The following is a 22,879-nucleotide window of genomic DNA, read 5'->3' as shown; positions in this document are numbered from 1 at the left end:
GCTATGAGCAGTCGCAGAACGCGGTCGCCTGGACGACGTCCGCGACTTTCACGGTGACCGTCGGGGTCTCCGCGACGAGTCCGGCGGCCTCCGCCATGTCGTCGGACCAGACAATGAGGTCATCGGCTCCGGGCGTCGCCCGGACGGCGGAGGTCGTGAGAATCGCCTTGATCTGAAACGTGGCGTTGACGGGCGGCTTTTGAACATAGGCCAGAGCGACCCAGTCCCCACCGGGGACCTCTTTCGTGGAATCCCACTGCACGTAAAACCGCGGCGTGTCTCCTGGGCAACATTCGCGCGCGATCAGCACATACGAATGCAGCCCGGCCGCAGCGCGCGTCCTGCCGCGCACCTCGATGGCGCAGGCGTCTTTCACACACTCCACGGTGGCGCCCTCTGTCGACGTCGGCGTGAGGATCGTGACGGGCGGTGCAGGGCTGGGCGACGGCGCCTGCGCCGGGGCCGACGTCGGGAACACAGCGGCCGGGGGGCGATCGGACTCGGCAGACCTGTCCGACAGAACACTCGGCAGGCCGACGGCGAGCGCCACGATCACCCCGGCAGCGGCAGAGACTGCGGCCACGGCCTCCCACGGCCGCGACGCAGAGCGGGGTTGCCGGCCTTCGCTGCCGCCTGCGGCCGGGGGCGACATGACTTCGTCGGGGACATCAGCTGAACTGTCAGGTGAAGTACTTTTCTGAGCCTCTTCCTCGTTCACCCCATATCCCCCATACGATCTCAACGCTCGTCGCCAGAATATCGAGAATTCCACTATCGGCGATGGGGTCAATTTACCGGCCGCGCTGGCGTAAACGATATTCGTACTGGGCCCGCAGTCCGCAAACCGGCACCGCCGCCGCGTGCAAGGATGCCTATATGGAGCAGGTGCTGAGCCGGCGGGCGGCCTCGGACGCGATCAGCGACCAGGGATGGCGGTATTTGCTGGGCGCGCTCCGCACGTCGGTGCCCGTTGGCTCGCTGGCCGAGGCGGTCGAGGTGGTGGGGCGCCTGGTCGCGGAGTGCGGTGACGACGCGGATGGGCACCTGCGCGCTGATCTGCGGTCGGAACGGGTCGTTTTGACCCTCCAGTCGATGGATCAGGCGGCGCTCACCGCCCGCGACATCGACCTCGCGCATCGGATCTCCGCCACCGTGCGTAACCTCGGGCACCGGACCGAGCCTGAGATCGGTACGGGAGCACCGCGTTCGGTCCAGCTCGTGGAGATCGCTGTCGACGCGCTCGACATCGCGGCGGTGCGGCCGTTCTGGAAGGCCGTCCTGGGCTACGCGGACGAGGCGGGAGCCGACGGTCCCGAGGATCCGATCGTCGACCCGGTGGGGCAGGGTCCGGCGATGTGGTTCCAGCAGATGGATCGGCCACGCACGGACCGGAATCGCATCCACTTCGATGTCTGCGTCCCACACGACGAGGCACCCCGGCGGATCGAGGCCGCGCTGGCGGCCGGCGGCCGACTCGTGTCCGCGTCCCGCGCTCCCGCCTTCTGGATTCTCGCCGACATCGAGGGCAACGAGGCTTGCGTGACGACCTGGCAGGGCCGAGACGGCTCGTAGTTCGGGCTGACCGGCCAGTCTTAGACCCTGGTAAACAAGGTCTCGGCGCCACCAACCTCTGAATGCCTCACTTACCGGGGTCTGAGCGCTCGGCGTTTTCTGCGAAGACCTGGGCCGCGACCTGGTAGCCGTCGAACGCGCGTGCTACGCCAGCGTAGGCCGCGACCTGAAGAAAGACTTCGACGATCTCTTCGTTGGTGGCGCCGGCGTTGAGCGCGATGCGGAGCTGACCACGGAGGGGCTCCAGGACGCCGAGTGTCGCCGCGATGGTGACGGACACCAGTGCCCGCGTCCGTGTATCCAGGTGCTCGGTGCGCGGCCAGACGTCGCCAAATGCGTGCACCGTCGCGATCCGTTTGAAGTCTGCGCCGTTGGCTGGCTCACCAGGCGTGGCGCCAAGAAAACGCTCCAAGCGGAAGCCCAGCAGACGCTCAGCCGTGTCCAGCGCGGCGGCGTACCCCGAGTCTGCCGCCGCAGATGGCGGATGGTTCGTCGTCACGATGTTCACTCTTTCACCCACCAGGACGAAGCAGGCGAGATTCGGCGTTTCGAAGCCCCTTCTACACCAGGCTGTCAGCGGTCGGTGGCCAGGCGGGCGTGCAGGTGCTCGTCGTAGCGGCGGCCGTCGCCGTAGCGGTACGACTCGCGTAGCGTCCCCTCGGCGCGATAGCCGGCCCGGTCGGCGACCCGGCAGGACGCCGGGTTCGCGACGGCATGGCACAGCTCGATCCGGTGCAGCCGGAGGTCGTCGAACGCCCACGCGGTGAGCCGGGCGACGGCCCGCGTCGCGACACCGCGCCCGCGCGCCGCCGGCATCGTCCAGTACCCGATCGAGGCGTCGCCGTGCCGGATGTGGTGTAGCGACACCGAGCCGAGCAGTTCGCCGTCACCGGCGTCGGTCACCGCCAGCGAGGCGTGGTCACCGGCCGACCAGTCAGCCCGGCGACGTACCCAGAGCAGGGCCACCTGGTCGTCGATCGGGCCGTCGCCCTGCGGGTTCCACTGGGCGATGGCCGGGTCGCGCAGGGCGTCGAGCACCGCCGGGGCGTCCGCGTCCCGCCAGGGACGCAACAGCAGGTCGTCGGCGGCGAGCTCCACGTGTTCCACGAGGCCGGAGTCTGACACACTCCGCGCCGGTCCCGCTGCCGGCTTACCCACGACCTTCTTCAAAGCTGTACGAAGCGAGCCTGCAACCAGACAGACGTGACGCAGGCAACCCTGAACACCACTAGTTAAATTTTTAACTAGTGCTAGTGTCGTGGTCGTGACAGAGAGCCTGGACAGCACCCGAGCGGCCGCCTGGCGCGCCTACATCGAGGCCAGTCAGCGCCTGTTCACCCGGATGGAAGACGACCTGCGGGCCGACAGCGATCTCAGCTTCGCCGACTACCACGTGCTGGTCCTGCTCTCCGAAGCGCCGGGGCAACGGCTGCGGATGGGCGAGCTGGCCGGCCGTTTGGTCTTCTCCCCCAGCCGCCTCACGTACCAGATCTCCTCGATGCAGCGGCGCGGCCTGGTCAGCAAGGAGCCCTGCCCGGACGATCGGCGCGGCAGCGAAGCCGTGCTCACCGCCGCCGGGCTGCTCACCCTGACCGAGGCCGCACCCCACCACCTGGCGTCGGTGCGTACCCATCTGATGGACGACCTCGATGACGCCGAGGTCGCCTGCCTCACCCGGATCTTCGACCGGCTCGGCCGCCGCCTGCGGGCGGCCGGGACCACGTCGGACACCCACGCCACACGCTAAGGAGCCCCGCGATGCCCGCGATCACCGTTGACAACGTCCTCGTTCTGCCCCGCCTGCCCAAGCTTCACAAGGCCACCACGGTCCGCAAGGTCCGCAAGGTGACCACCGCGCCCAGCGGCTTCGAGGGCGAGGGCTTCCCGGTCCGCCGGGCCTTCGCCGGGGTGTCGACGACCGACCTGGACCCGTTCATCCACCTCGACCAGATGGGCGAGGTCGACTACGCGCCGGGTGAGCCGAAGGGCACCCCGTGGCATCCGCACCGCGGCTTCGAGACCGTCACGTACATCATCGACGGCGTCTTCGACCACCAGGACTCGCAGGGCGGCGGCGGCACCATCACCGACGGCGACACCCAGTGGATGACGGCCGGCAGTGGCCTGCTGCACATCGAGGCCCCGCCGGAGCACCTGGTGATGAGCGGCGGCCTCTTCCACGGCACGCAGCTCTGGGTGAACCTGCCCCGCAAGGCCAAGATGAACCCGCCCCAGTACCAGGACATCCGGGGCCGCGAGTCGGCGCTGCTCACCACCGAGGACGGCGGCGCGCTCGTCCGGGTCATCGCCGGTGAGATCGCCGGGCACAAGGGGCCGGGCTCCACGTTCACGCCGATCACCATCAGCCACGTCACCGTTCAGCCCGGCGCGCAGGTCGACCTGCCCTGGAACCCCAACTTCAACGCCCTGGTGTACGTCCTCGGCGGGCGCGGCACCGTCGGCGCCGAGCGCCGGCCGGTCCACACCGGCCAGCTCGCGGTGCACGGGCCGGGCAACGCGCTGCGCTTCAGCGCGAACGCCACGCAGGACAGCAACACCCCGGCGCTCGACCTCTACATCATGGGCGGTCAGCCCATCCGCGAGCCGGTGGCGCAGTACGGCCCGTTCGTCATGAACACCCGCGACGAACTGCTCCAGGCCTTCGAGGACTTCAAGGCCGGCCGACTCGGCGTCATCCCCACCGAGCGCATCCCGCACACCAACGGCCAGGGCCCGCGTCCCTGACCCACGCGAAAGGCCCCCGGTTCGCGCCGGGGGCCTTTCGCGTTTGCTGGATGCAGCCACCAGCGAGATCTTGGACCGTTTCCTGCGGCATGATCGACTCGACTTCGCCGATCTGGGGGTATCAACCGGCCTCAGATACCCCGACTTCGGCGATCTCGTGTGGATCACCGCCCGGACATGCCTCCGCAGGACGCCGCAGCACGCCACGTAGTCTTCGACAGTGGACACAACGGCCCTCACACCCCGCGTGCTGGTGATCGGGTTGGATCCGTATCGGGTGCCGGGACCGTGGGACCCCAAGCCGGTCGCGGACGGGATCGAGGCCGGGCGGGCCCGATTTGTCGAGCACAACGTGGGGGCGGAGTTCTGCCTGTTCGGCCTCGACGGCAGCGACGATGTGAAGGCGGTCGTCACCACTGCCCTTCGCGCCCGGCCGTGGGAATGCGTCGTCATTGGTGGCGGGGTTCGCAATCAGCCGGAACTGTTCGAGCTGGTGGTCAACCTGGTGCATCGCCATGCGCCCGAGGCGGCGATCGCATTCAACGCCACCCCGACGGACACATTCGACGCGGCCGCTCGCTGGGTTGAGGTGCCCGGCTGATCGCTGAAGAAGCCAGGACTTGGCCACCGGCGCTTTGGTGGAGCCCGCCAGTGAGGTGACGCCATGCCCGGCATATCGGGGCCGGACTGCTGCCAGACGGCGGTGACCGCGCCGGCTCGCGCCGCCACCATGCTCTGGGCTTCGTCCTCCGGCCCGGCGAGGTTGCGGGCGTACCCGAGGCGGCCGGCGGTGCTGCGGCCGGCCACGTCTGGGGAAGCGTTCAGATGCACGATCCCGGGTCTTCGGCCGAGCCGATGATCAAGTAGAGGGCCCGTCGTAGCTGTGCGACCTCGGCCGCCGGGATGGGCCGGACCGCGTCGGCCTCCCCGGCCTCGGTGCCGGCGGCGATGGCCGCCCGCACCGCGTCGCCCTTCGGGGTGATGGCGACGATGCGGGCCCGCCGGTCTCGCGGGTTGACGCGTCGTGAGACGAGTTCCATGCGCTCGAGCCGGTCGATCTCAGCGGTGAGAGTCGTCTTGTCCATCCCGAGGGCTTGCCCGAGTTCGACCTGGGTGAGATCGGCGCTCTTGTGCAGAGCGCTGAGGACGATGTGGTCGCGCAGCGTCAGTCCGTGGCGTTCTGCTTCCGCGCCGACGAGTGCGTGCATCCGCTGGGCCGCCCGGTGCAGCAGCCACGTGAGCTCGGAGTCGGGCCCCGGCCCCAGAGTGGGGCGCTGCGGTGCCTCGTCGTCGATCGTCGGACCGGGGCGGCTCGCGGGTGAGGCAGGCATGGTCACAGTGTCCCGGCCGGGAACCGGGACGGCAGGAGCGGGATGGTGTCGTAGGCGGCGACATCGTGTGCCGGAACGACCTGCAACACGCGGCTGAGGGCGATGCTGCGCCGCAGGTCGACCCGGACCGTCTTGGCGTCGACGTCGGCGACGCGGCGCAGCAACCACGGGCGCTCCGCACCACGGGAGATGCCGTCCAGCTGCCAGGTGAGGTCGCCGATGAACGCATACCGCTTCCCGGCGGGCAGCGTGACGAACACGACGACGGAACCCGAGGTGTGCCCCGCGGCGAGGGCCACGATCACCGAGCCGTCTCCGTAGACGTCGAAGCTCGCCGGGAAGCCGAGATACTCCGGGCCGTCGAAGGCGTACTCCCGGATCTCCAGGCCTTGCGACACCGCGCGGAAGACCCTGCCGTGCGAGTCGTCGGCGCCGTAGCGGATCTCGGCCTCGTTGATCCACACCGGCACCCGCAGGGAGTCCAGGCCGCTGACGTGATCCCAGTGCACGTGCGTGACGAGCACGCCCAGCAGCCGGGACCGGTCATAGCCCGCCGCGTCGAGTTGCTGCGCCACGGTCCGGCCGAGCCGGTGGGGAGCACGCTCCACGCGCGCGAGCATCGTGATGTGCTCCGCCACGTGCTCGCCGAACCCGGCGTCGATGAGCAGGTCGCCCTTCGGGTGAGCGATAAGCACGGCGGTGGCCGCGAAATCCCGCTTGTCCCGGATGGACCCTCCGGTCACGGCGAACGCCGCTCGCGTCGTGTAGGTGCCGGTGGGCAGACGGTACAGCGCCAGGTCCGCTGGCGGAGTCGCCTCGGGCAGCGGGCCGGTCCAGTACGAGGAAGGTGAGATGACCACGCCCGAAACCGTACGACCCAGGAACATCCGAGTCAAGAACGTCCGAGCTAGGAGGACCCGCAGCGCCGTCCTACGAGACCGCGAAGATTCCCGCGACGCCCAGGATCACCATCACCAAGACCGCTACCAGCGCCCCCCGTTCGCTCTCCACCGCCGGCTCGCGGTACTCGTTCACGGGGTTCGTCGTTTCGCGGGGCATGGTGTGGCCTCCCTGGCTGTTGTCGCTGCTCGCGTGGCGTCATCCAGGTCACCGGTCGGGCGGCCTGGCATGCGGACCCGCGTCGGGGGTCCTACCGTGAGGACGTTGTCGACCTCCGGAGGGCTGGACGTGCCGTTGCAGGAGTGGTTCCTCACCGCGCAGGAACGCGCCAACCCGGTCTCTGGGTTACCCGTCTGGACCAGGGGAAACCTCGCCGAGCCGTTGATTCACGGCGCGGCGTACTTCGACCGGCTGGTCGAGGAGGTGGAGGCGTTGACCGCCGGTGACCACCTCTTCTTCACCGACTGGCGGGGTGACCCGGACCAGCGGCTGCGCCCGGACGGCCCCACCGTGGCGCAGCTCTTCGCCCAGGCCGCCCAGCGCGGCGTGGTGGTCAAGGGCCTGATCTGGCGCTCACACCTGGACGTGCTGGCCTACAGCGAGGCGGAGAACCGCAACCTCAGCGAGACGGTCTCGGCGGCCGGCGGTGAGGTGCTGCTGGACCAGCGGGTGCGCCGGGGCGGCTCGCACCACCAGAAGCTGGTGGTGCTGCGGCACTTCAACGCGCCGGAGCGGGACATCGCCTTCGCCGGTGGCATCGACCTGTGCCACAGCCGCCGCGACGACGCCGCGCACGGCGGCGACCCCCAGCCGGTGCAGATGTCCTCCCGGTACGGCCCGAACCCGCCCTGGCACGACGTGCAGCTCGCGGTGCGCGGGCCGGTGGTCGGCGCGCTGGACACCCTCTTCCGGGAGCGCTGGACCGACCCGATGCCGTTGGACTCGGAGAACCCGGTGGCGTACGCCCGGGACCGGCTGCGCGGCGCGGACCTGCGACCGGACCCGCTGCCCGACCAGCCCGCCGACCCGCCCGAGTGCGGGCCGCACCAGATCCAGGTGCTGCGCACCTACCCCGCCGTGCGGCCGCGCTACTCGTTCGCCCCGGACGGCGAGCGGACCGTGGCCCGGGGCTACACCAAGGCGGTACAGCGGGCCCGCCGCCTCATCTACCTGGAGGACCAGTACCTCTGGTCCACCGAGGTGGCGAACCTGTTCGCCCAGGCGCTGCGGGAGAACCCGGAGCTGCACCTGGTCGCCGTGGTGCCCCGGCACCCGGACGTGGACGGCCGGCTCGCCCTGCCGCCCAACATGGTCGGCCGCGAGCAGGCCCTGTCGCTGTGCGAGCGCGCCGCGCCCGATCGGGTGCACGTGTTCGACGTGGAGAACCACGCCGGGACCCCGGTGTACGTCCACGCGAAGGTCTGCGTGGTCGACGACGTGTGGGCCAGCGTCGGCAGCGACAACTTCAACCGCCGCTCCTGGACCCACGACAGCGAGCTGTCCTGCGCCGTACTCGACGACACGCGCGACGAGCGGACGCCCACCGACCCGGCGGGCCTCGGCGACGGGGCCCGCGCCTACGCCCGGGACCTGCGGCTGCGGCTCTGGCGCGAGCACCTGGACCGCGACCCCGACGGCGCCGACGACGCCGACCTGATCGACCCGGCCGACGCCGTCGCGGCCATCACGGCCGCGGCCGACGAACTGCAACGGTGGTACGACGGCGGCCAGGTCGGCGAGCGTCCGCCCGGCCGGCTGCGCCCGCACCGCCCGGAGCGGCTGCCCTGGTTCACGCGAGCCTGGGCGCTGCCGGTGTACCGGCTGGTCTACGACCCCGACGGCAGGCCGCTGCGCGCGAGGCTGGCCGGCACCTGGTGAGCCGGCCGGGCCGGCTCGGGCAGGCCAGCCCCGCCCGGGTGCACGCTGAGCCCTCCCGGGTAGGCGAACGACGAGCGCGGTGAGAAGTAGCCGAAGCCGATGATCAGCGGGTTGGCGGGGCGCAGCGCGTACATCGGGTGTCGGGGCTGCAGGAACTCCACCGACTCGATCTCGAACGGCGTGACCGGCTCGGCCACGTACGGGTAGACCGAGCTGAGCAGTTGACCGTCACGCTGGGTGAAGTAGCGGTGGTGCCCGCTGCTGATCACGTGCCCAGTCTGCCCGACCCGACACCGGGCGCGGATCAGCGGCACCCCGTCCGCCTCGGTCTCGGATTGCAGCGCCTCGCCGTTGAGCTTGATCGTGGTCAGGCCGGCCAGCACGGGAGCGCCGCGCGCGGTGGCGTACTCGCGGACGATTCGACTGGAGGCCACGTAGTGGGTCCACCAGCCGCCGGGGCTGAGCCCGCCGGGAGCGTCCACGCCGGCCAGCGAGACACCGATGTACGTCAGCGAGTAAGCGCCGAAGCCGGAGGTCTGCGTCTCGTCCTCGACGACGTACTGGTTGAGGAACACCTGTCGGTCGGCACGGGGGCACAGCCCGGTGGGCACCAGGGCGGCGACCGCGTCGGGGTCCGCCGGCAACCAGCTGAAGTAGAGGGTGTGGCTGTTCACGACGAGCTGGGGAGCGGTTGGATCTAGCACGGTGCCTCCGAACCGGGTGTCTACTCCGCGACGCTACGGCCGGTCCCGCCGACGGGACAACGACGGATAGTCGACACACCTGCCCGGTTGTCGGATTTCATGTTGACCGGTCGGTGGAGGCTCCTGGACCGACCGGTCGGACCCGCCGGGTTGATCGGACACCGCAGGATCGCCCCGAAAACGGGTAAGGGACTTCGCCACCTGCGCGATCGTCGCCGCTTATGGGCGTTTTGTGGGTCGACACACCTTAAGTACATCAACCTTTCGGCTAGCTTTCCGGGAGCCGATCAGGTTAAGGTGACTCCCGAACGGCCCAACTGAAGCTAAACCAAAGCGCCACCTTATTTTTGTCCGCGGACGAGGTGCAGGGAGGACCACCATGACCGCGTCAACGATCACCGAGCAGGCGAGCACCACGGTTACCGAGCAGAAGAGCACCACCAAGCTGGACCCGCGCGCACTCACCGACAGCGCCGCCGATCTCCTCAACGCGATGGCCGCGCTGCCCGCCAACCACCCGTCGCGCGCCGCTCTGCGGGACCGCGCGATCGAGGCCTGGCTGCCGCTGGCCAACCACCTGGCCCACCGCTACAGCGGGCGGGGCGAGCCGACCGACGACCTGGCGCAGACCGCCGCCGTCGGCCTGATCAAGGCCATCGACAAGTTCGACCCGTCGCGCGGCGTCGACTTCGCCGGTTACGCGATCCCCACCATCATCGGCGAGCTCAAGCGCCACTTCCGCGACCGCACCTGGGACATCCGGGTTCCCCGTCGTCTCCAGGAGCTGCGGCTCGCCATCTCCGACGCCAACAGCTCGCTGCTGCAGACCCTCGGCCGTTCGCCGACGGTCGCCGACATCGCCGCCCACCTCAAGATCACCGAGGAAGAGGTCCTGGAGGGCCTGGAAGGCGCCCGCGCGTACAACGCGGTGTCGCTGTCCACGCCGACCGGCGACGGTGACCGGGCCACCGAGCTGGGCGACATGCTCGGCGGCGAGGACAACGAGTTCGAGCTGGCCGAGCTGCGGGTCGCCCTCGGCCCGGCGCTCGCCACGCTCGACGAGCGGGAGCAGAAGATCCTGACCCTGCGGTTCTACGGCAACCTGACCCAGTCGCAGATCGCCGACCAGATCGGCGTCTCGCAGATGCACGTCTCCCGACTGCTCGCTCGGGCGCTGACCAAGCTGCGGGGCCAGCTCGACGGCACCTACTAGGGGCTTCACGATCGAGGGTCGGGTCAGCGTTGCCCCGGTCCTCGATCGTGTGAACACCGGCCGGGTCGTTTCCCTTCGGGGCGGCGACCCGGCCGTTCGCGTTGGTGGCGGGCCCGTCGAGCCCGCCGGGGCCCGGTGCGAGACTGGGCCGTGCTCTCCGACGTGACCCTGGACCTGCCGGTCCGTCCCACCCTGCCGGCGGTGCTCACCGCGCTCGACGCGGCCGGCGCGGCGGTTCTGGTCGCGCCGCCGGGCACCGGCAAGACCACCCTCGCGCCGCTGGCGGTGGCCGACCGGGTCGACGGCCGGGTGGTGATCGCCCAGCCCCGCCGGGTGGCGGCGCGCGCCGCGGCCCGGCGGATGGCCGACCTGCTGGGCGAGCGCGTCGGCGACCGGGTCGGTTACGCCGTACGCGGCGAGCGGCGGGTCTCCCCGGCCACCCGGATCGAGGTGGTCACCACCGGCCTGCTGGTCCGCCGGCTGCACCACGACCCGGAGTTGCCCGGCACGGGCGCGGTACTGCTCGACGAGTGCCACGAGCGGCAGCTCGACGCCGACCTGGCGCTCGCCTTCACGGTGGAGGCCCGGGCCACGCTCCGGCCCGACCTGTGGCTCCTCGCCATGTCCGCCACGCCGGACACCGACCGGTTCGCCGCGCTACTCGGCGGGGCCACCCCCGCCCCGGTGGTCCGGGCCGAGTCGGCGCTGCACCCGGTGCGGCGGATCTGGACGCCGCCGCCCCGGCCCGTCGCGCCGCCCGGGGCCGGCCCGGTCGACCGCGCGCTGCTCGACCAGGTGGCCGCCACCGTCCGCCGGGCGCTGCGCGAGCAGGCCGGCGACGTGCTGGTCTTCCTGCCCGGGGCCGGTGAGATCGCGTCGGTCGCCGGGCGGCTCGCCGACCTGCGGGACACCGTCGCGCTGCTGCCGTTGCACGGCCGTCAGCGCGGGGCCGAGCAGGACGCGGCGCTGCGCCCCCGGACCGACGACCGGCGTCGCGTGGTGCTGTCCACCGCGCTCGCCGAGACCAGCCTCACCGTGCCGGGCGTACGGACGGTGGTGGACGCCGGGCTGTCCCGGGTGCCCCGCATCGACCTGGCCCGGGGACTGGGCGCGTTGGTCACCGTGCCGGTCTCCCGGGCCGCCGCCACCCAGCGGGCCGGCCGGGCCGGCCGCGAGGCGCCCGGATGCGTCTACCGCTGCTGGTCGGAGGCCACCCACGAGCGGCTGCCCGCCCGGCCGGAGCCGGAGATCGCCACCGCCGACCTGACCGGGTTCGCGTTGGAGCTGGCCGCCTGGGGCAGCCCGGATGGCGTCGGACTCGCGCTGCCCGACGCGCCACCGGCCGCGGCGATGACCGTCGCCCGGGACACCCTCGAAACACTTGGCGCGGTCGACGCGACGGGTCGGATCACCGGGCGGGGACGGGCGATCGCCTCCGCCGGTGCGCACCCCCGGCTGGCCCGGGCGCTGCTCGACGCCGCCGACCGGGTCGGCGGCGACCGGGCGGCCGAGGTGGTCGCCCTCCTCGCCGAGGAGAGCGCGGCCGGCCCCGGCGACGACCTGGTGGCCGGCTGGCGTCGGTTGCGCGCCGGCGTCGACGCGGGGGCCACCGCCCGCTGGCGGGCCGAGGTACGCCGCCTGCGCGCCGCCCTGCCCGCCGGCTCCCCCGACGGCGACCATGCCGGTTCTGGACGTGTCCGGGCAACCGCCGCGCCCGGCACCGCACCGCCGACCGGTAGCGCGTCACCGACCGGTGCCGCCGCGACTTCTCGGCCCGGCGTACCCGCTGACCGCGAGCGGCTGACCGATGACCTCGCCGCCGGGCTGGTCGTCGGTCTGGCGTACCCCGAGCGGTTGGCCCGGGTGCGGCGGCCGGGCGGATCGTCGTACCTCATGACGGGCGGGACCGCCGCGGAGCTGGCGGCCGGTTCGGGCCTGGCCGGCGCCGACTGGCTGGCGGTGGCGGTCGCGGACCGCCGCCCCGGCGCGCCCTCGGCGCGGATCCGCCGCGCCACCGGCCTGGACGAGGCGACCGCCCGGGAGGCGGCGGGCCCCCTGCTGTCCACGCGCCGGGAGGTCGGCTGGTCCGACGGGGACGTGGTGGCCCGGGAGGTGACCCGACTGGGCGCGATCGAACTGGTGACGCGGCGGCTGGACCGTCCGGACCCGGCGGAGATCACGGCGGCGCTGCTCACCGGCCTGCGTCAGGAGGGCCTGGGACTGCTGCCGTGGACCCCGGCGGCGCGGGGGCTGCGCGAGCGGATGGCGTTCTGCCGGCTGCACCTCGACGCCGAGTGGCCCGACGTCGACGACGAGGCGCTGCTCGCCGCCGCCCCGACCTGGCTGGGGCCGGAGCTGGCCGCCGGCCGGCGGCGGGCCGACCTGAGCCGGGTCGACGTGACCTCGGCCCTGCGTCGGCTGCTGCCCTGGGCGCAGGCCGCGCGCCTGGACGAGTTCGCGCCCGAGCGCATCGAGGTGCCCAGCGGCTCACGTATCCGCGTCGACTACGCCGACCCGGCCGCGCCGGTGCTCGCGGTCAAGCTCCAGGAGACGTTCGGCTGGCCGGCGGCCCCACGCATCGCCGGTGGCCGGGTGCCGGTGCTGCTGCACCTGCTCTCCCCCGCCGGCCGGCCGGTGGCGGTCACCGCGGACCTCGCGTCGTTCTGGCGTACCGGCTATCCGCAGGTCCGCGCCGAGCTACGCGGTCGCTATCCGCGTCATCCGTGGCCCGAAGACCCGGACACGGCGACGCCCACCCGGCGGGCCGCGCCGCGACGACGCTGAGCAGGGGTTACTCCTCCACGACGTCGGCCACCACGACGGTGACATTGTCCGGAGCGCCCGCGTGCAGCGCCAGGTCGATCAGCTTGCCGGCGCAGGCGGACCGGTCGGGGTAGGCGGCGAGCACCTCGGCCAGGGTGTCCGGGCGGACGACGTTGGAGAGGCCGTCGCTGCACAGCAGCCACCGGTCGCCGGACCGGGGCACCATCGTCGCGTACGACGGGGAGACGTCCTCGCCCTGCAACGCCTGGGTCACGACGGCCCGGCGCGGATGGCTGCTGGCCTGGTCCGGGGTGATCACGCCCTGGTCGACGAGCATCTGCACGAAGGTGTCGTCGCGGGTGATCTGCTTGAGCACACCCTCGCGGAACAGGTAGGCCCGCGAGTCACCGACGTGGGCGAGGGCCAGGCAGCTACCGGTACGGGCGAAGAGCAGGGCGGTCAACGTGGTGCCCATGCCCTGGCGCTCGGGGTCGTCGGCGACCGCCTGCCGGATGCGGGCGGTGGCCAACGCGATGCCGTCCTGGAGGGCGGCCACCAGGGCGTCCTCGGGTGTCTCCACGTCCAGCGGGGCGACCGCGTCGATGGTGAGCGAGCTGGCGAGGTCACCGGCGGCCATTCCGCCCATGCCGTCGGCGACCGCGACGAGCCAGGTGCCGGCGTGCAGGGCGTCCTGGTTTCCGCTGCGGATCAGCCCACGGTCGCTCGTTCCCACGGAGCGCAGCTTCAGGGTCATGGGAGGCAGCCTGCCAGGCGAAGGGCGCAGTTGTCTCTAGGAGATCAGGACGACGGCGCGTGGCGCGGCCAATCTCACGTCTCGCGTTCGGCCGCGGCGCGCGTCTCCGCCCTTGTCGGACGGCAGATCCCATCCAGTCGGATCAATTGACAGGACGATCCACCACTGGAAACATCGAGCTTCGACCTGGGAGCGCTCCCAGGTCGCCACCGCCACCTGCCTCACCTCCCGTCCCGGAAGGACTACCCCGTGACGCCATCCAAACGTCGCCTCCTCCTGGCCGCGGCGACCGCCCTGGCCCTCACCGGCGCGGGCGCCGGAGCGGCCTACGCCGCCCCTCCACCGGACGCCCCCGAGCAGATCGACAACGGGGACTTCAGCGCGGGCGTGAGCCCGTGGTTCTCCTACGGCACCGACTCACTCGGGGTCACCGACGGCCAGCTCTGCGCCGCCGTCCCCGGTGGACTCGCCAACCCGTGGGACGCCGGCATCGGTCAGGACGGCGTGCCGCTGATCGCGGGCGCCGAGTACACGCTCGGCTTCGACATCACCGCCACCCCCGGCACCGCCGTCAAGGCCGTGCTCCAGCTCGGCAGCGCCCCGTACACCACGTACGCGGCCGTGGACGCCGCCGCCACCGGCACCGTCCAGCGCGTCGAGTCGACCTTCACCGTCCCGGACGACAACCAGAACGCCCAGCTCATCTTCCAGGTCGGTGGCAGCGCGCAGGCGCAGACCATCTGCCTCGACGACGTGTCGCTGCGCGGCGGCGAACCCCCCGCGCCGTACGAGCCGGACACCGGGCCCCGCGTCCGCGTCAACCAGGCCGGCTACCTGCCCGGCGGGCCGAAGAACGCCACGGTGGTCACCGAGGCGACCACGCCGCTGCCCTGGCAGCTCCACTCGGCCGCCGGGGCCGTCCTGGCCAGCGGCACCACCACCACGCGTGGTGTGGACGCCGCCTCCGGGCAGAACGTGCAGACCGTCGACTTCTCCAGCTACCGCACCCCGGGCGCGGGGCTGACGCTCACCGTCGACGGCGAGACCAGTCACCCGTTCGACATCTCCGGCACCCTCTACAACCAACTGCGCTCCGACTCGATGCAGTTCTTCTACGCCCAGCGCAGCGGCATCGCCATCGACGGTGACCTGATCGGCGACGAGTACGCCCGCCCGGCCGGCCACCTCGGCGTCGCCCCCAACCAGGGCGACACCAGCGTGCCCTGCCAGCCGGGCGTCTGCGACTACTCCCTCGACGTGCGCGGCGGCTGGTACGACGCCGGCGACCACGGCAAGTACGTGGTCAACGGCGGCATCGCCACCTACCAGCTCCTCAACACCTTCGAGCGGACCAAGACGGCCGCCACCGCCAACGGCGGCGCCGGACTGGCCGACAGCACCCTGCGGGTGCCCGAGCGCGGCAACGGCGTCCCGGACATCCTCGACGAGGCCCGCTGGGAGCTGGAGTTCCTGCTGCGCATGCAGGTGCCGGCCGGCAAGCCGCTCGCCGGCATGGTCCACCACAAGATCCACGACAAGAACTGGACCGGCCTGCCGCTCGCCCCGCAGGACGACCCGCAGCCACGCGAGCTGCACCCGCCGTCGACCGCCGCCACCCTCAACATGGCCGCGACCGCCGCCCAGTGCGCGCGACTCTTCGCCCCGTACGACGCGGCGTTCGCGTCCCGCTGCGGCACCGCCGCGAAGACGGCCTACGCCGCCGCGAAGGCACACCCCGCGGTGTACGCCAGCCCGACCGACGGCACCGGCGGCGGCGCGTACGACGACTCGAACGTCACCGACGAGTTCTACTGGGCGGCGGTCGAGCTGTACCTCACCACCGGTTCGCAGACCTACCTGACCGACCTGACCGCGTCGCCGCACCACACCGGCAACGTGTTCGAGCCGCGTGGCTTCGGCTGGCAGAGCGTCGCCGCGCTGGGTCGACTCGATCTGGCCACCGTGCCGAACGGGCTGCCCGCCGCCGACCTGACCCGGGTTCGCGCCTCGGTCACCGCCGCCGCCGACGCGTACCTCGCCGAGCTGCGCCGGCAGGCGTACGGGCTGCCGATGCCCGGGGACGCCGACAGCTACTTCTGGGGCGCGAACAGCAGCATCATCAACAACGCGATCGTCCTGGCCACCGCCTTCGACCTGACCCGCGACGCCCGTTACCGCGACGGCGCCGTGCAGGCGATGGACTACATCCTGGGCCGCAACGCCCTGAACATCTCGTACGTCACCGGCTGGGGCGAGCACGCCGCGCAGAACCAGCACAGCCGGATCTTCGGCCACCAGCTCGACGCCAACCTGCCCCGTCCGCCCGCCGGCTCCCTCGCCGGTGGCGCGAACGCGGCGTTGCAGGACCCCTTCGTGGCGCAGTTGCTCGCCGGCTGCAAGCCGATGTTCTGCTACGTCGACGACATCAACTCGTACTCCACGAACGAGGTGGCGATCAACTGGAACTCGGCGCTGGCCTGGATCTCCTCGTTCCTGGCCGACCAGGGCGAGGCGGGCGCCGTACCGGCCGTCACCTGCTCGGTGAGCTACGCCAACTACGGCGCTTGGCAGGGCAACACCGGGTTCACCGCGCAGTTGACCATCCGCAACACCGGGTCCACGGCCGTCAACGGCTGGACCACCCGGTTCGCGTTCACGGGTGACCAGCGCGTCCGGGAGGCCTGGCTGGCGAAGGTCACCCAGTCCGGCGCGACGGTCACCGCGAAGAACGAGTCGTACAACGCCAAGATCGTCCCCGGTGGCACGGTGACGTTCGGCTTCAACGCGACGACCAACGGCGGCGCCAACCCCAACCCGGGGCTGGTCACCGTCAACGGGAACGCCTGCTCGCTGTCCTGAGCGCGACCCCTGGTGGCCGCCCTTCCCCCCGGGGGCGGCCACCAGGACCACCCGTCCGCCATCACGAATCCAGCACCAGGCGGAAGGCGCGCTCGCCGATGCCGCGCATCAGCGGGTTGTCCTGCGAGTGCGTCAGGAACACCAGGGACAGGGCCAGCGCCCAGCCGCGCGCCCGCTCCCAGGTCGCGTCGTCCGCACGGCCGTACTCCCGTCGAAGAGCAGCACGCTGCTCAGCCGTGAACAGCATCCAGGCCACGGACAAGTCGGTCGCGGGATCGCCCGAGGTGATGTCGCCGAAGTCGATCACGGCGCTGAGCCGGCCCCGGTCGACGAGGATGTTGGCGGGATGCAGGTCCCCGTGCAGCCACAGCGGTGGACCACCCCACGCGGGTGCGGCGACGGCCACCTCCCAGACCCGCAGCGCGGCGGCACGATCGGCCGGATCGACATGCGCGAGCCCGTTCAGGACCCCCGGGGCGCGGCCGAGCAGGGGAATCCCACGCATCGGGTTGACGGGAGCCTCCGGCGGAGCCGGGGTGTGCAGCGCGTCCAGGAAGGCGCCCAGCGTCGCCGCGGCCGCCCCGGGGTCGCCGGGCGCCGAAAGCGCCACGATCCGGCCCGGGAAGAACGGTACGACACTCCACGACCAGGGGTAGCGGGTCGTCGGCTGCCCGACGCGCACCGGCGCTGGCACCGGCAACGGCAGGCGACCGGCCAGCTCCGGCAACCAGCGCTGCTCGTGCGCGATGAGCTCGGCGGCCACGGCACGGCGCGGCAACCGGACCAGCAACTCCGCACCAAGACGACACACGAGGTTGTCCCAGCCGTTGGCGAGGATCTCGATCGGCAGGTCCGCCAGATCGGGGTGCTGCTGGTCGAGCAGACCGCGCACCAGTTCGACAGAGACGGGAATCTCCGCGGCGGGCATCCGCTTGACGGTCACCGCAAAACCCTACGGCCGCGCCCCGGTGGGCGTGCGCCGAGCGGCGCGAGGCGGGTGCCTGATCCGCTCGACCTGGCATGCTCGGCTTGTTGTTCTCGGCCTGCTGTTTCCGGCTTGGTGTGCATGGCTCGGTGTGCATGGCTCGGTGTGCGCGGCTTGGTGTGCGCGGCTCGGTGTGCGCGGCTCGGTGTGCGCGGCTCGGTGTGCCCGGCTAGTCGGCTCGGCTGTCGGGCGCGGCTAGTCGGCTCGGCTGTTGTGTGCGGCGATCAGGGCCGGCAGCTCGTGCAGCGAGTCGATGCGGAACAGGCACCGGTCGGCCACGGCTGGCATGTCGAGGATGTGCCCCCACGGGGAGCGCCGGATCAGGCACGTCTTCATACCGGCCTCCTGAGCCGGACGGGCGTCGTTGTCGGGCCGGTCGCCGACGTACAGGATCGAGGCCGGATCGCCGCCGCCTTCGGCCACCACCCGGTCGAAGAAGGCCGGCGCCGGCTTCGCCACGCCCCAGGAGTGCGACGTGCCGATCACGTCCACCTCGAGGTCGAGAGAGCGAAGGGTCGCCTCGGCATGGGCCGGCTGGTTACCGGCCAGGCCCACCAGCAGACCCTGATCGCGCAGGGCGGCGAGGCACCCTTGCGCGTCCGGATAGAGATCCTCCGCGCCGAACGTCTCCGGCTGCCCGGCGGCGGCTCGACGGGCAAGCTCGACCTCCAGGTCGAAGTCGGGCCGGAAGGTCCGGAACGTCTCCCGGTAGTCCAGGCCCCTCGCGACGACCGCGCCGAAGACGGCAGACAACGTGTGCCGCGGGACGCCGAACCAGTCCGCCCAGGCCGCGAACTCGCGGGACTCGTCGAGAATCACCCCGCCCACATCGAAGAAGACCGCCTTGATCAACCCATCTCTCCCGTCCCGCTGCGATCATCGATGATCATAGGCGCATTCGACGCCCGACCCAGCCCTGGATTGTCGTACACCTGTTCTAATCTCGGTCCATGGTGGAAGGGTTGGCGCGGGCGGAGGCGGCGGTTGCCGACTGCCGCGACGCGGCGGTGTGGGCCCTCCCGAGCACGATCTCGTCGCGGCCGTCGACGCCGCGCACCGGCTCGCGCAACGCTTGGCGGCCGTGCAACTGGCGCTGGTGCCTGAGGTGGACGGCCGGGGCACGCCCCAGGGCGCGTCGTCGACGGCAGTGTGGTTGCGGGACCGGCTGCGGCTCGACGGTTCCACCGCGCGCCGACTGGTCAATGTCACTGGGGCGCTCGATGCCGGAGCGCACGGAGACATCACTGTCGAGCAGGCGCGGGTCATCGGCGAGACCGTCCTGCCGGTGCACACGGCCGCTGACGCCGAGACGGCCGACAAGGCGGTCGGCGTCCTCATCGAGTGGGCCGGCAAGTTCGAGCCGACCGTGCTGCGCAAGCTGGGCACCCGGGTCCTCGACCAGGTCGCCCCGGAGCTTGCCGAAGCTGCCGCCAGGGCAGCCCTGGAGGCCGAGGCGCGCCGGGCCGACCGCGGCAGGCCGTGGTGACAAGTGCTCTCGGGCTGCTGGTGTGACCAGCCTCGCGTCGTCCGGGACTGCCGACTCCGCAGGTCCTGCCTAACGTCGCCACCATGACGGTCATCGGCGACACCGGCGTCGCGCCGTCACCACCGGCGGGGCGACTGCGCACTCTCGCGCTCGCGACCCTGGCGAACTCGGTCGGCGCGGGCCTGTGGCTGACCGGGGCGGCTCTCTATCTCACCCGGGATGTGGGGCTGTCCCCCGTCCAGGTGGGTGCCGGGCTCAGCGTCGCCGGACTGGTCGGGCTGACCGCCAGCGTGCCGCTCGGCGCCCTGGCGGATCGGCGCGACCCGCGCACGCTGCGAGCCGCGCTGCAGGTCCTCCAGGCGGCGGTGGGGGCGACGTACCTGCTGGTCGACTCGTTCACGGTCTTCCTGGCCGTCGCGGTGCTCGAACTGCTGTTGGCCTCGGGCAACCTCGCGGTCCGCGCCGCGTTGGTCGCGGCCGTCGCTGGTCCGCAGCGGCGGGTACACGCCTTCGCCACGCTGCGCGCCGTGGCGAACCTGGGCATCGCCGTCGGGGCCGGGCTGGCCGGGTTCGCGTTGGCCGTCGACACGCACCGGGCGTACCAACTGTTGGTGGTCGGCAACGCGGTCACCTACCTGGTGTCGGCGGCGCTGTTGCTGCGACTGCCGGCCTACCCGCCGATGCCACGTGTCGCGACCGGTGCTGTCCTGGGCCGGGGAGGAGCGCTGCGCGACGGCCGGTTCCTCGTGGTGAGCGGCGCGTCGGCGCTGCTCGCTATGCACCAGACAGTTCTCACGCTCGTCGTGCCACTGTGGGCGGTGACCGTGGCCGGAGCGCCGCCGCCCGTCGTGTCGGCGGTGCTGCTGACCAACACGCTGCTGACCGTCGTGCTGGCGGTGCGGCTGAGCCGGGGCGCGGACACCGCCGTCCCCGCGGCGGCGACGATGCGCCGCGCCGGCCTGGTACTGGCGTCCGCGATGCTGCTGTACGCCACCACGGTCGCCCTGCCCACCACGGCGGCGGTCGCACTCCTCCTGCTCGCCACGGCCGTCTACACCGCCGGAGACCTGTGGCACGCCGCTGCGGGAGCCGGGCTGGCCTACGATCTCGCCCCATCGGGAGCCGTCGGCGCGTACCAGGGGGTGGACGGGATGCTCGCCGGCCTGGCCCGAGCCGTCGCCCCGGCCCTGCTGACCCTGGTCATCATCGACGGCGGGGCGGCCGGCTGGCTGGCCGTCGCCGGGCTGTTCGCCGTGACGGGTCTGATCATCCCGGCGCTGACCCGGTGGGCGCTGAACACCCGCCGGGTGTAGCAGGATGCCGGGCATGAACGATCAGTCGATCACCATCCGCCCCGGCGGCCCCGACGACGCCCCGGCCGTGCTGCGGCTGCTCGACGTGGCCACCGCCTGGCTGGTGGAGCGCGGCCGGACCGGGCAGTGGGGCACGCGGCAGCCCTCCACCGATCCCGGCCAGATCGCCCGGGCCGATCAGTGGGCCACGAGTGGCGGCCTGCACCTGGCGATGCGGGGCAACCGTGTCGTCGGCGCGCTGGTGGTGGGTGACGCCACCGAACACGTGCCCCCGGCCACCGAGCCGGAGCTGTACGTCCGGCTGCTGGTCACCGACCGGGCGCACGCCGGGCTGAGGATCGGGGCCCGACTGCTGGAGCACGCCGCCGAGGTGGCGCGGGCACGCGGGCTGGGATTGTTGCGGGTGGACTGCTATGGCGGCGACGACCGGGCACTCGTCCGGTTCTACGAGGGCTGCGGCTTCACCCCGACCGAACCGTTCACCGTGGTCCGGTCGGGGCGTGAGCCGTGGCCGGGGCAGTTGCTCGTGCGCCGGCTCGACTGAACGTCAGCCGATCTCCTCGTCGACGAAGCACCAGCGCCACGCCTCGCCCGGCTGCGCCGAGCGGATCACCGGGTGACCGGTGGACGCGAAGTGCTTGCTCGCGTGCTGGTTCGGCGACGAGTCGCAGCAGCCGACCTGCCCGCAGCTCAGGCAGGTACGCAGGTGCACCCAGTAGGTGTTGCCGATGGCGACGCAGTCGGCGCACTCGTCGGGGGTTAGCGGCTCGGCGGTGCCGGCCTCGGTCAGATGCTGACAGCTCACTGTTCCACCTCCTGCCGCAGCAGCGACTCTTCCAGGTCCAGGTCACGGTAGGCCTGCACCAGTACCTCCTCGGGAATGCGACCGGAGTCCCGGGCAGCTCGGAAGACGTCCCGCTCGGCGTCGATCATCTCTTGTCGCAGCCGACCGTACGCCTGTGAAGGGGTTTCCCGCTCGTCGCCGCCGAGCCGTTCCCAGGCCATGTTGGTGCGGTCCTCCAGCACCCGGCGCAGCCGGTCCACCACGGGGGCGGGCGCGCTGTCGGCCAGCTCCTCCAGGCGGTCCCGCGCTGCCCGGCTGGCCTGCTGCTGTACGCCAGCGGCGGACAACGCGTCCTGCATGGGGTCATCCTGGGGCAGTTTCAGGCGGCGGGCGACCAGCGGGAGGGTGGCCCCCTGCCCGACCAGGGTGACCACGATCACCGCGAAGGCCAGCCAGATGAACAGGGCCCGCGGGTACGGCTCCTCCTCGGCCAGCGTCAACGGCAGGGCCAGGGCGGCAGCGAGCGTCACCACGCCGCGCATCCCGGCCCAGCCGATGATGATCGGGATCTTCGGGGAGGGGGCCGCGTCGCGGCGGCGGATCCGAGGGACCAGCCGGGCCAGGTAGGTGGCCGGGAAGAGCCAGACGAAGCGGGTCAGGAAGACGGTGGCCAACACCGCCACGGTGATCAGGACGAGGGAGCCGGCCGGCTCGTCGAGGTTCCGCAGCACGTCCCGCAGTTGCAGCCCGACCAGGAGGAAGACCAGCCCTTCGAGAAGAAACCGCACCAGCCGCCAGAACGCCCCGGTCTGCAACCGGGACGCTGCCGACAGCAGTTGCGGCAGCTTGTGGCCGAGGGCCAGCCCGGTGACGACCACGGCGACCACACCTGAGGCGTGCACGTGCTCGGCGGTGAACACCACCGCGAACGGGATGATCAACGACAGCGCGTTGTCCAGCAGCGGGTCGCTGATCCGCCGGTGCAGGAAGCCGAAGACGACCGCCCCGAGCGCGCCGATCAGGATGCCGCCGCCGGTCGCGCGCAGCACCTCCACGGCCACGTCCGCCGTGCCGACGGTCGAACCGATGGTGGCCATGGTCGCGACCCGCAGCAGCACCAGCGCGGTCGCGTCGTTGACGAGGCTCTCCCCCTCCAGGATGGTGACCACCCGGCGGGGCAGCCCGACGCGGCGGGCGACCGCGGTGGCGGCCACCGCGTCCGGCGGCGCGACCACCGCGCCGAGGGCCAGGCAGATCGCGAACGGCACCTGCGGCAGCAGCAGATGCAGCACGACGCCCACCGCGAACGCGGTGAACAGCACCAGGCCCACGGCGAGCAGCAGGATCGGCCGGATGTTGTTCTTGAACGCCGGCACCGACGTCTCCAGCGCCGCGACGTACAGCAACGGCGGCAGGATGCCGATCAGCACCAACTCCGGCTCGAGGTGGATCTGCGGGAAGCCCGGAAGGAAGGACAGGGCCAATCCGAGTACGACAAGCAGGATCGGCGCGAGCAGGCCCAGCCGGCGGGCCAAGGCCGCGCCCAGGGTGGCGATCGCCAGGAAGACGACGACCGGAAACAGGCTTTCCAT

General features: G+C 72.0%; 22 protein-coding genes. 11 read left to right on the top strand and 11 right to left on the bottom strand.

The features are described 5' to 3' along the window. Position 1: 1 nt before the first annotated feature. Positions 2-718 (bottom strand): hypothetical protein, encoded by a 717-nt coding sequence (locus AB0B55_RS22225; protein ID WP_357173407.1) that lies wholly within the window; start codon positions 716-718, stop codon positions 2-4. Between AB0B55_RS22225 and AB0B55_RS22220 the strand changes: the two genes are divergently transcribed. After that, entirely contained in the window at positions 685-1,572 is an 888-nt protein-coding gene (locus AB0B55_RS22220; RefSeq protein WP_357173404.1) for a VOC family protein, read from the top strand. The two genes, AB0B55_RS22225 and AB0B55_RS22220, sit on opposite strands and share 34 nt — an antisense overlap. 67 nt (positions 1,573-1,639) lie before the next feature. Here AB0B55_RS22220 and AB0B55_RS22215 read toward each other — a convergent pair whose 3' ends face one another. Together AB0B55_RS22215 and AB0B55_RS22210 are read right to left on the bottom strand one after the other, a co-directional pair. Beyond that, complete coding sequence (locus AB0B55_RS22215; protein ID WP_357119807.1) at positions 1,640-2,080, bottom strand: carboxymuconolactone decarboxylase family protein; 441 nt, start codon at positions 2,078-2,080, stop codon at positions 1,640-1,642. Between the two features lie 65 nt (positions 2,081-2,145). Next, positions 2,146-2,679 carry a GNAT family protein gene (locus AB0B55_RS22210; RefSeq protein ID WP_357173401.1) on the bottom strand — a complete coding sequence of 178 codons (534 nt, stop codon included), beginning with the start codon at positions 2,677-2,679 and terminating at the stop codon, positions 2,146-2,148. Positions 2,680-2,836: 157 nt separating this feature from the next. Here AB0B55_RS22210 and AB0B55_RS22205 point away from each other — a divergent pair, with 157 nt between their 5' ends. The 3 genes from AB0B55_RS22205 (at position 2,837) to AB0B55_RS22195 (ending at position 4,918) form a co-directional block, all read left to right on the top strand. Beyond that, positions 2,837-3,319 carry a MarR family transcriptional regulator gene (locus AB0B55_RS22205; RefSeq protein WP_357119813.1) on the top strand — a complete coding sequence of 161 codons (483 nt, stop codon included), beginning with the start codon at positions 2,837-2,839 and terminating at the stop codon, positions 3,317-3,319. Positions 3,320-3,330: 11 nt separating this feature from the next. Then, entirely contained in the window at positions 3,331-4,317 is a 987-nt protein-coding gene (locus AB0B55_RS22200) for a pirin family protein (RefSeq protein ID WP_357173398.1), read from the top strand. Between the two features lie 220 nt (positions 4,318-4,537). Continuing rightward, complete coding sequence (locus tag AB0B55_RS22195) at positions 4,538-4,918, top strand: hypothetical protein (protein WP_357119819.1); 381 nt, start codon at positions 4,538-4,540, stop codon at positions 4,916-4,918. A gap of 220 nt (positions 4,919-5,138) precedes the next feature. On the opposite strand, the gene AB0B55_RS22190 is transcribed toward AB0B55_RS22195, so the two are convergent. Continuing rightward, positions 5,139-5,648 carry a MarR family winged helix-turn-helix transcriptional regulator gene (locus AB0B55_RS22190; RefSeq protein ID WP_357173395.1) on the bottom strand — a complete coding sequence of 170 codons (510 nt, stop codon included), beginning with the start codon at positions 5,646-5,648 and terminating at the stop codon, positions 5,139-5,141. Between the two features lie 2 nt (positions 5,649-5,650). Further along, a complete protein-coding gene (locus tag AB0B55_RS22185; RefSeq protein WP_357173392.1) occupies positions 5,651-6,508 on the bottom strand; it encodes an MBL fold metallo-hydrolase in 858 nt (285 codons plus the stop codon). Positions 6,509-6,836: 328 nt separating this feature from the next. Between AB0B55_RS22185 and AB0B55_RS22180 the strand changes: the two genes are divergently transcribed. Continuing rightward, on the top strand, positions 6,837-8,426 hold the full coding sequence (locus AB0B55_RS22180) for a phospholipase D-like domain-containing protein (protein WP_357173861.1): 1,590 nt from the start codon (positions 6,837-6,839) through the stop codon (positions 8,424-8,426). Here AB0B55_RS22180 and AB0B55_RS22175 read toward each other — a convergent pair. After that, positions 8,375-9,130: a hypothetical protein gene (locus tag AB0B55_RS22175; protein WP_357119828.1), complete on the bottom strand. Its 756-nt coding sequence runs from the start codon at positions 9,128-9,130 to the stop codon at positions 8,375-8,377. The two genes, AB0B55_RS22180 and AB0B55_RS22175, sit on opposite strands and share 52 nt — an antisense overlap. A gap of 379 nt (positions 9,131-9,509) precedes the next feature. Between AB0B55_RS22175 and AB0B55_RS22170 the strand changes: the two genes are divergently transcribed. Both AB0B55_RS22170 and AB0B55_RS22165 read left to right on the top strand, forming a co-directional pair. Continuing rightward, entirely contained in the window at positions 9,510-10,343 is an 834-nt protein-coding gene (locus tag AB0B55_RS22170) for a SigB/SigF/SigG family RNA polymerase sigma factor (RefSeq protein WP_357119831.1), read from the top strand. Positions 10,344-10,493: 150 nt separating this feature from the next. After that, positions 10,494-13,127 (top strand): ATP-dependent helicase C-terminal domain-containing protein, encoded by a 2,634-nt coding sequence (locus AB0B55_RS22165; protein ID WP_357173858.1) that lies wholly within the window; start codon positions 10,494-10,496, stop codon positions 13,125-13,127. A 7-nt stretch (positions 13,128-13,134) separates the two neighbouring features. Here AB0B55_RS22165 and AB0B55_RS22160 read toward each other — a convergent pair whose 3' ends face one another. After that, a complete protein-coding gene (locus AB0B55_RS22160) occupies positions 13,135-13,860 on the bottom strand; it encodes a protein phosphatase 2C domain-containing protein (RefSeq protein WP_357119833.1) in 726 nt (241 codons plus the stop codon). Between the two features lie 249 nt (positions 13,861-14,109). Here AB0B55_RS22160 and AB0B55_RS22155 point away from each other — a divergent pair, with 249 nt between their 5' ends. Further along, entirely contained in the window at positions 14,110-16,719 is a 2,610-nt protein-coding gene (locus AB0B55_RS22155; protein WP_357173389.1) for a glycoside hydrolase family 9 protein, read from the top strand. 61 nt (positions 16,720-16,780) lie between these two features. Here the strand turns inward: AB0B55_RS22155 and AB0B55_RS22150 are convergent, their stop codons facing one another. Further along, positions 16,781-17,662 (bottom strand): aminoglycoside phosphotransferase family protein, encoded by an 882-nt coding sequence (locus tag AB0B55_RS22150; protein ID WP_357173386.1) that lies wholly within the window; start codon positions 17,660-17,662, stop codon positions 16,781-16,783. A gap of 237 nt (positions 17,663-17,899) precedes the next feature. Next, entirely contained in the window at positions 17,900-18,556 is a 657-nt protein-coding gene (locus tag AB0B55_RS22145) for an HAD family hydrolase (protein ID WP_357119842.1), read from the bottom strand. Positions 18,557-18,713: 157 nt separating this feature from the next. Between AB0B55_RS22145 and AB0B55_RS22140 the strand changes: the two genes are divergently transcribed. From AB0B55_RS22140 to AB0B55_RS22130, 3 genes are all read left to right on the top strand, one after another. Next, positions 18,714-19,190, top strand: a complete 477-nt coding sequence (locus tag AB0B55_RS22140; RefSeq protein ID WP_357173383.1) for a DUF222 domain-containing protein — start codon at positions 18,714-18,716, stop codon at positions 19,188-19,190. 83 nt (positions 19,191-19,273) lie between these two features. Then, complete coding sequence (locus tag AB0B55_RS22135; RefSeq protein WP_357119848.1) at positions 19,274-20,503, top strand: MFS transporter; 1,230 nt, start codon at positions 19,274-19,276, stop codon at positions 20,501-20,503. Between the two features lie 13 nt (positions 20,504-20,516). Beyond that, the gene (locus tag AB0B55_RS22130) at positions 20,517-21,047 is read left to right on the top strand and encodes a GNAT family N-acetyltransferase (protein ID WP_357119851.1); all 531 of its coding nucleotides are present in this window, start codon (positions 20,517-20,519) and stop codon (positions 21,045-21,047) included. Between the two features lie 3 nt (positions 21,048-21,050). Here AB0B55_RS22130 and AB0B55_RS22125 read toward each other — a convergent pair whose 3' ends face one another. Both AB0B55_RS22125 and AB0B55_RS22120 read right to left on the bottom strand, forming a co-directional pair. Further along, on the bottom strand, positions 21,051-21,308 hold the full coding sequence (locus AB0B55_RS22125) for a UBP-type zinc finger domain-containing protein (RefSeq protein WP_357119854.1): 258 nt from the start codon (positions 21,306-21,308) through the stop codon (positions 21,051-21,053). Next, complete coding sequence (locus tag AB0B55_RS22120) at positions 21,305-22,879, bottom strand: Na+/H+ antiporter (RefSeq protein WP_357173380.1); 1,575 nt, start codon at positions 22,877-22,879, stop codon at positions 21,305-21,307. The genes AB0B55_RS22125 and AB0B55_RS22120 overlap by 4 nt, the downstream gene beginning before the upstream one ends.

The sequence above is a fragment of the Micromonospora sp. NPDC049107 genome, assembly GCF_040648595.1.
Lineage (GTDB): Bacteria > Actinomycetota > Actinomycetes > Mycobacteriales > Micromonosporaceae > Micromonospora.
The sequence above is the reverse complement of the archived record's forward strand: the minus strand, read 5'-3'. Positions and strand labels throughout refer to the sequence as shown.

Bases quoted from the DNA above. Each gene is read 5' to 3' on its own strand.
- AB0B55_RS22200 (WP_357173398.1), top strand. From the start codon at position 3,331: ATGCCCGCGATCACCGTTGACAACGTCCTCGTTCTGCCCCGCCTGCCC.
- AB0B55_RS22190 (WP_357173395.1), bottom strand. From the start codon at position 5,648: ATGCCTGCCTCACCCGCGAGCCGCCCCGGTCCGACGATCGACGACGAG.
- AB0B55_RS22170 (WP_357119831.1), top strand. From the start codon at position 9,510: ATGACCGCGTCAACGATCACCGAGCAGGCGAGCACCACGGTTACCGAG.
- AB0B55_RS22160 (WP_357119833.1), bottom strand. From the start codon at position 13,860: ATGACCCTGAAGCTGCGCTCCGTGGGAACGAGCGACCGTGGGCTGATC.
- AB0B55_RS22135 (WP_357119848.1), top strand. From the start codon at position 19,274: ATGACGGTCATCGGCGACACCGGCGTCGCGCCGTCACCACCGGCGGGG.
- AB0B55_RS22130 (WP_357119851.1), top strand. From the start codon at position 20,517: ATGAACGATCAGTCGATCACCATCCGCCCCGGCGGCCCCGACGACGCC.
- AB0B55_RS22120 (WP_357173380.1), bottom strand. From the start codon at position 22,879: ATGGAAAGCCTGTTTCCGGTCGTCGTCTTCCTGGCGATCGCCACCCTG.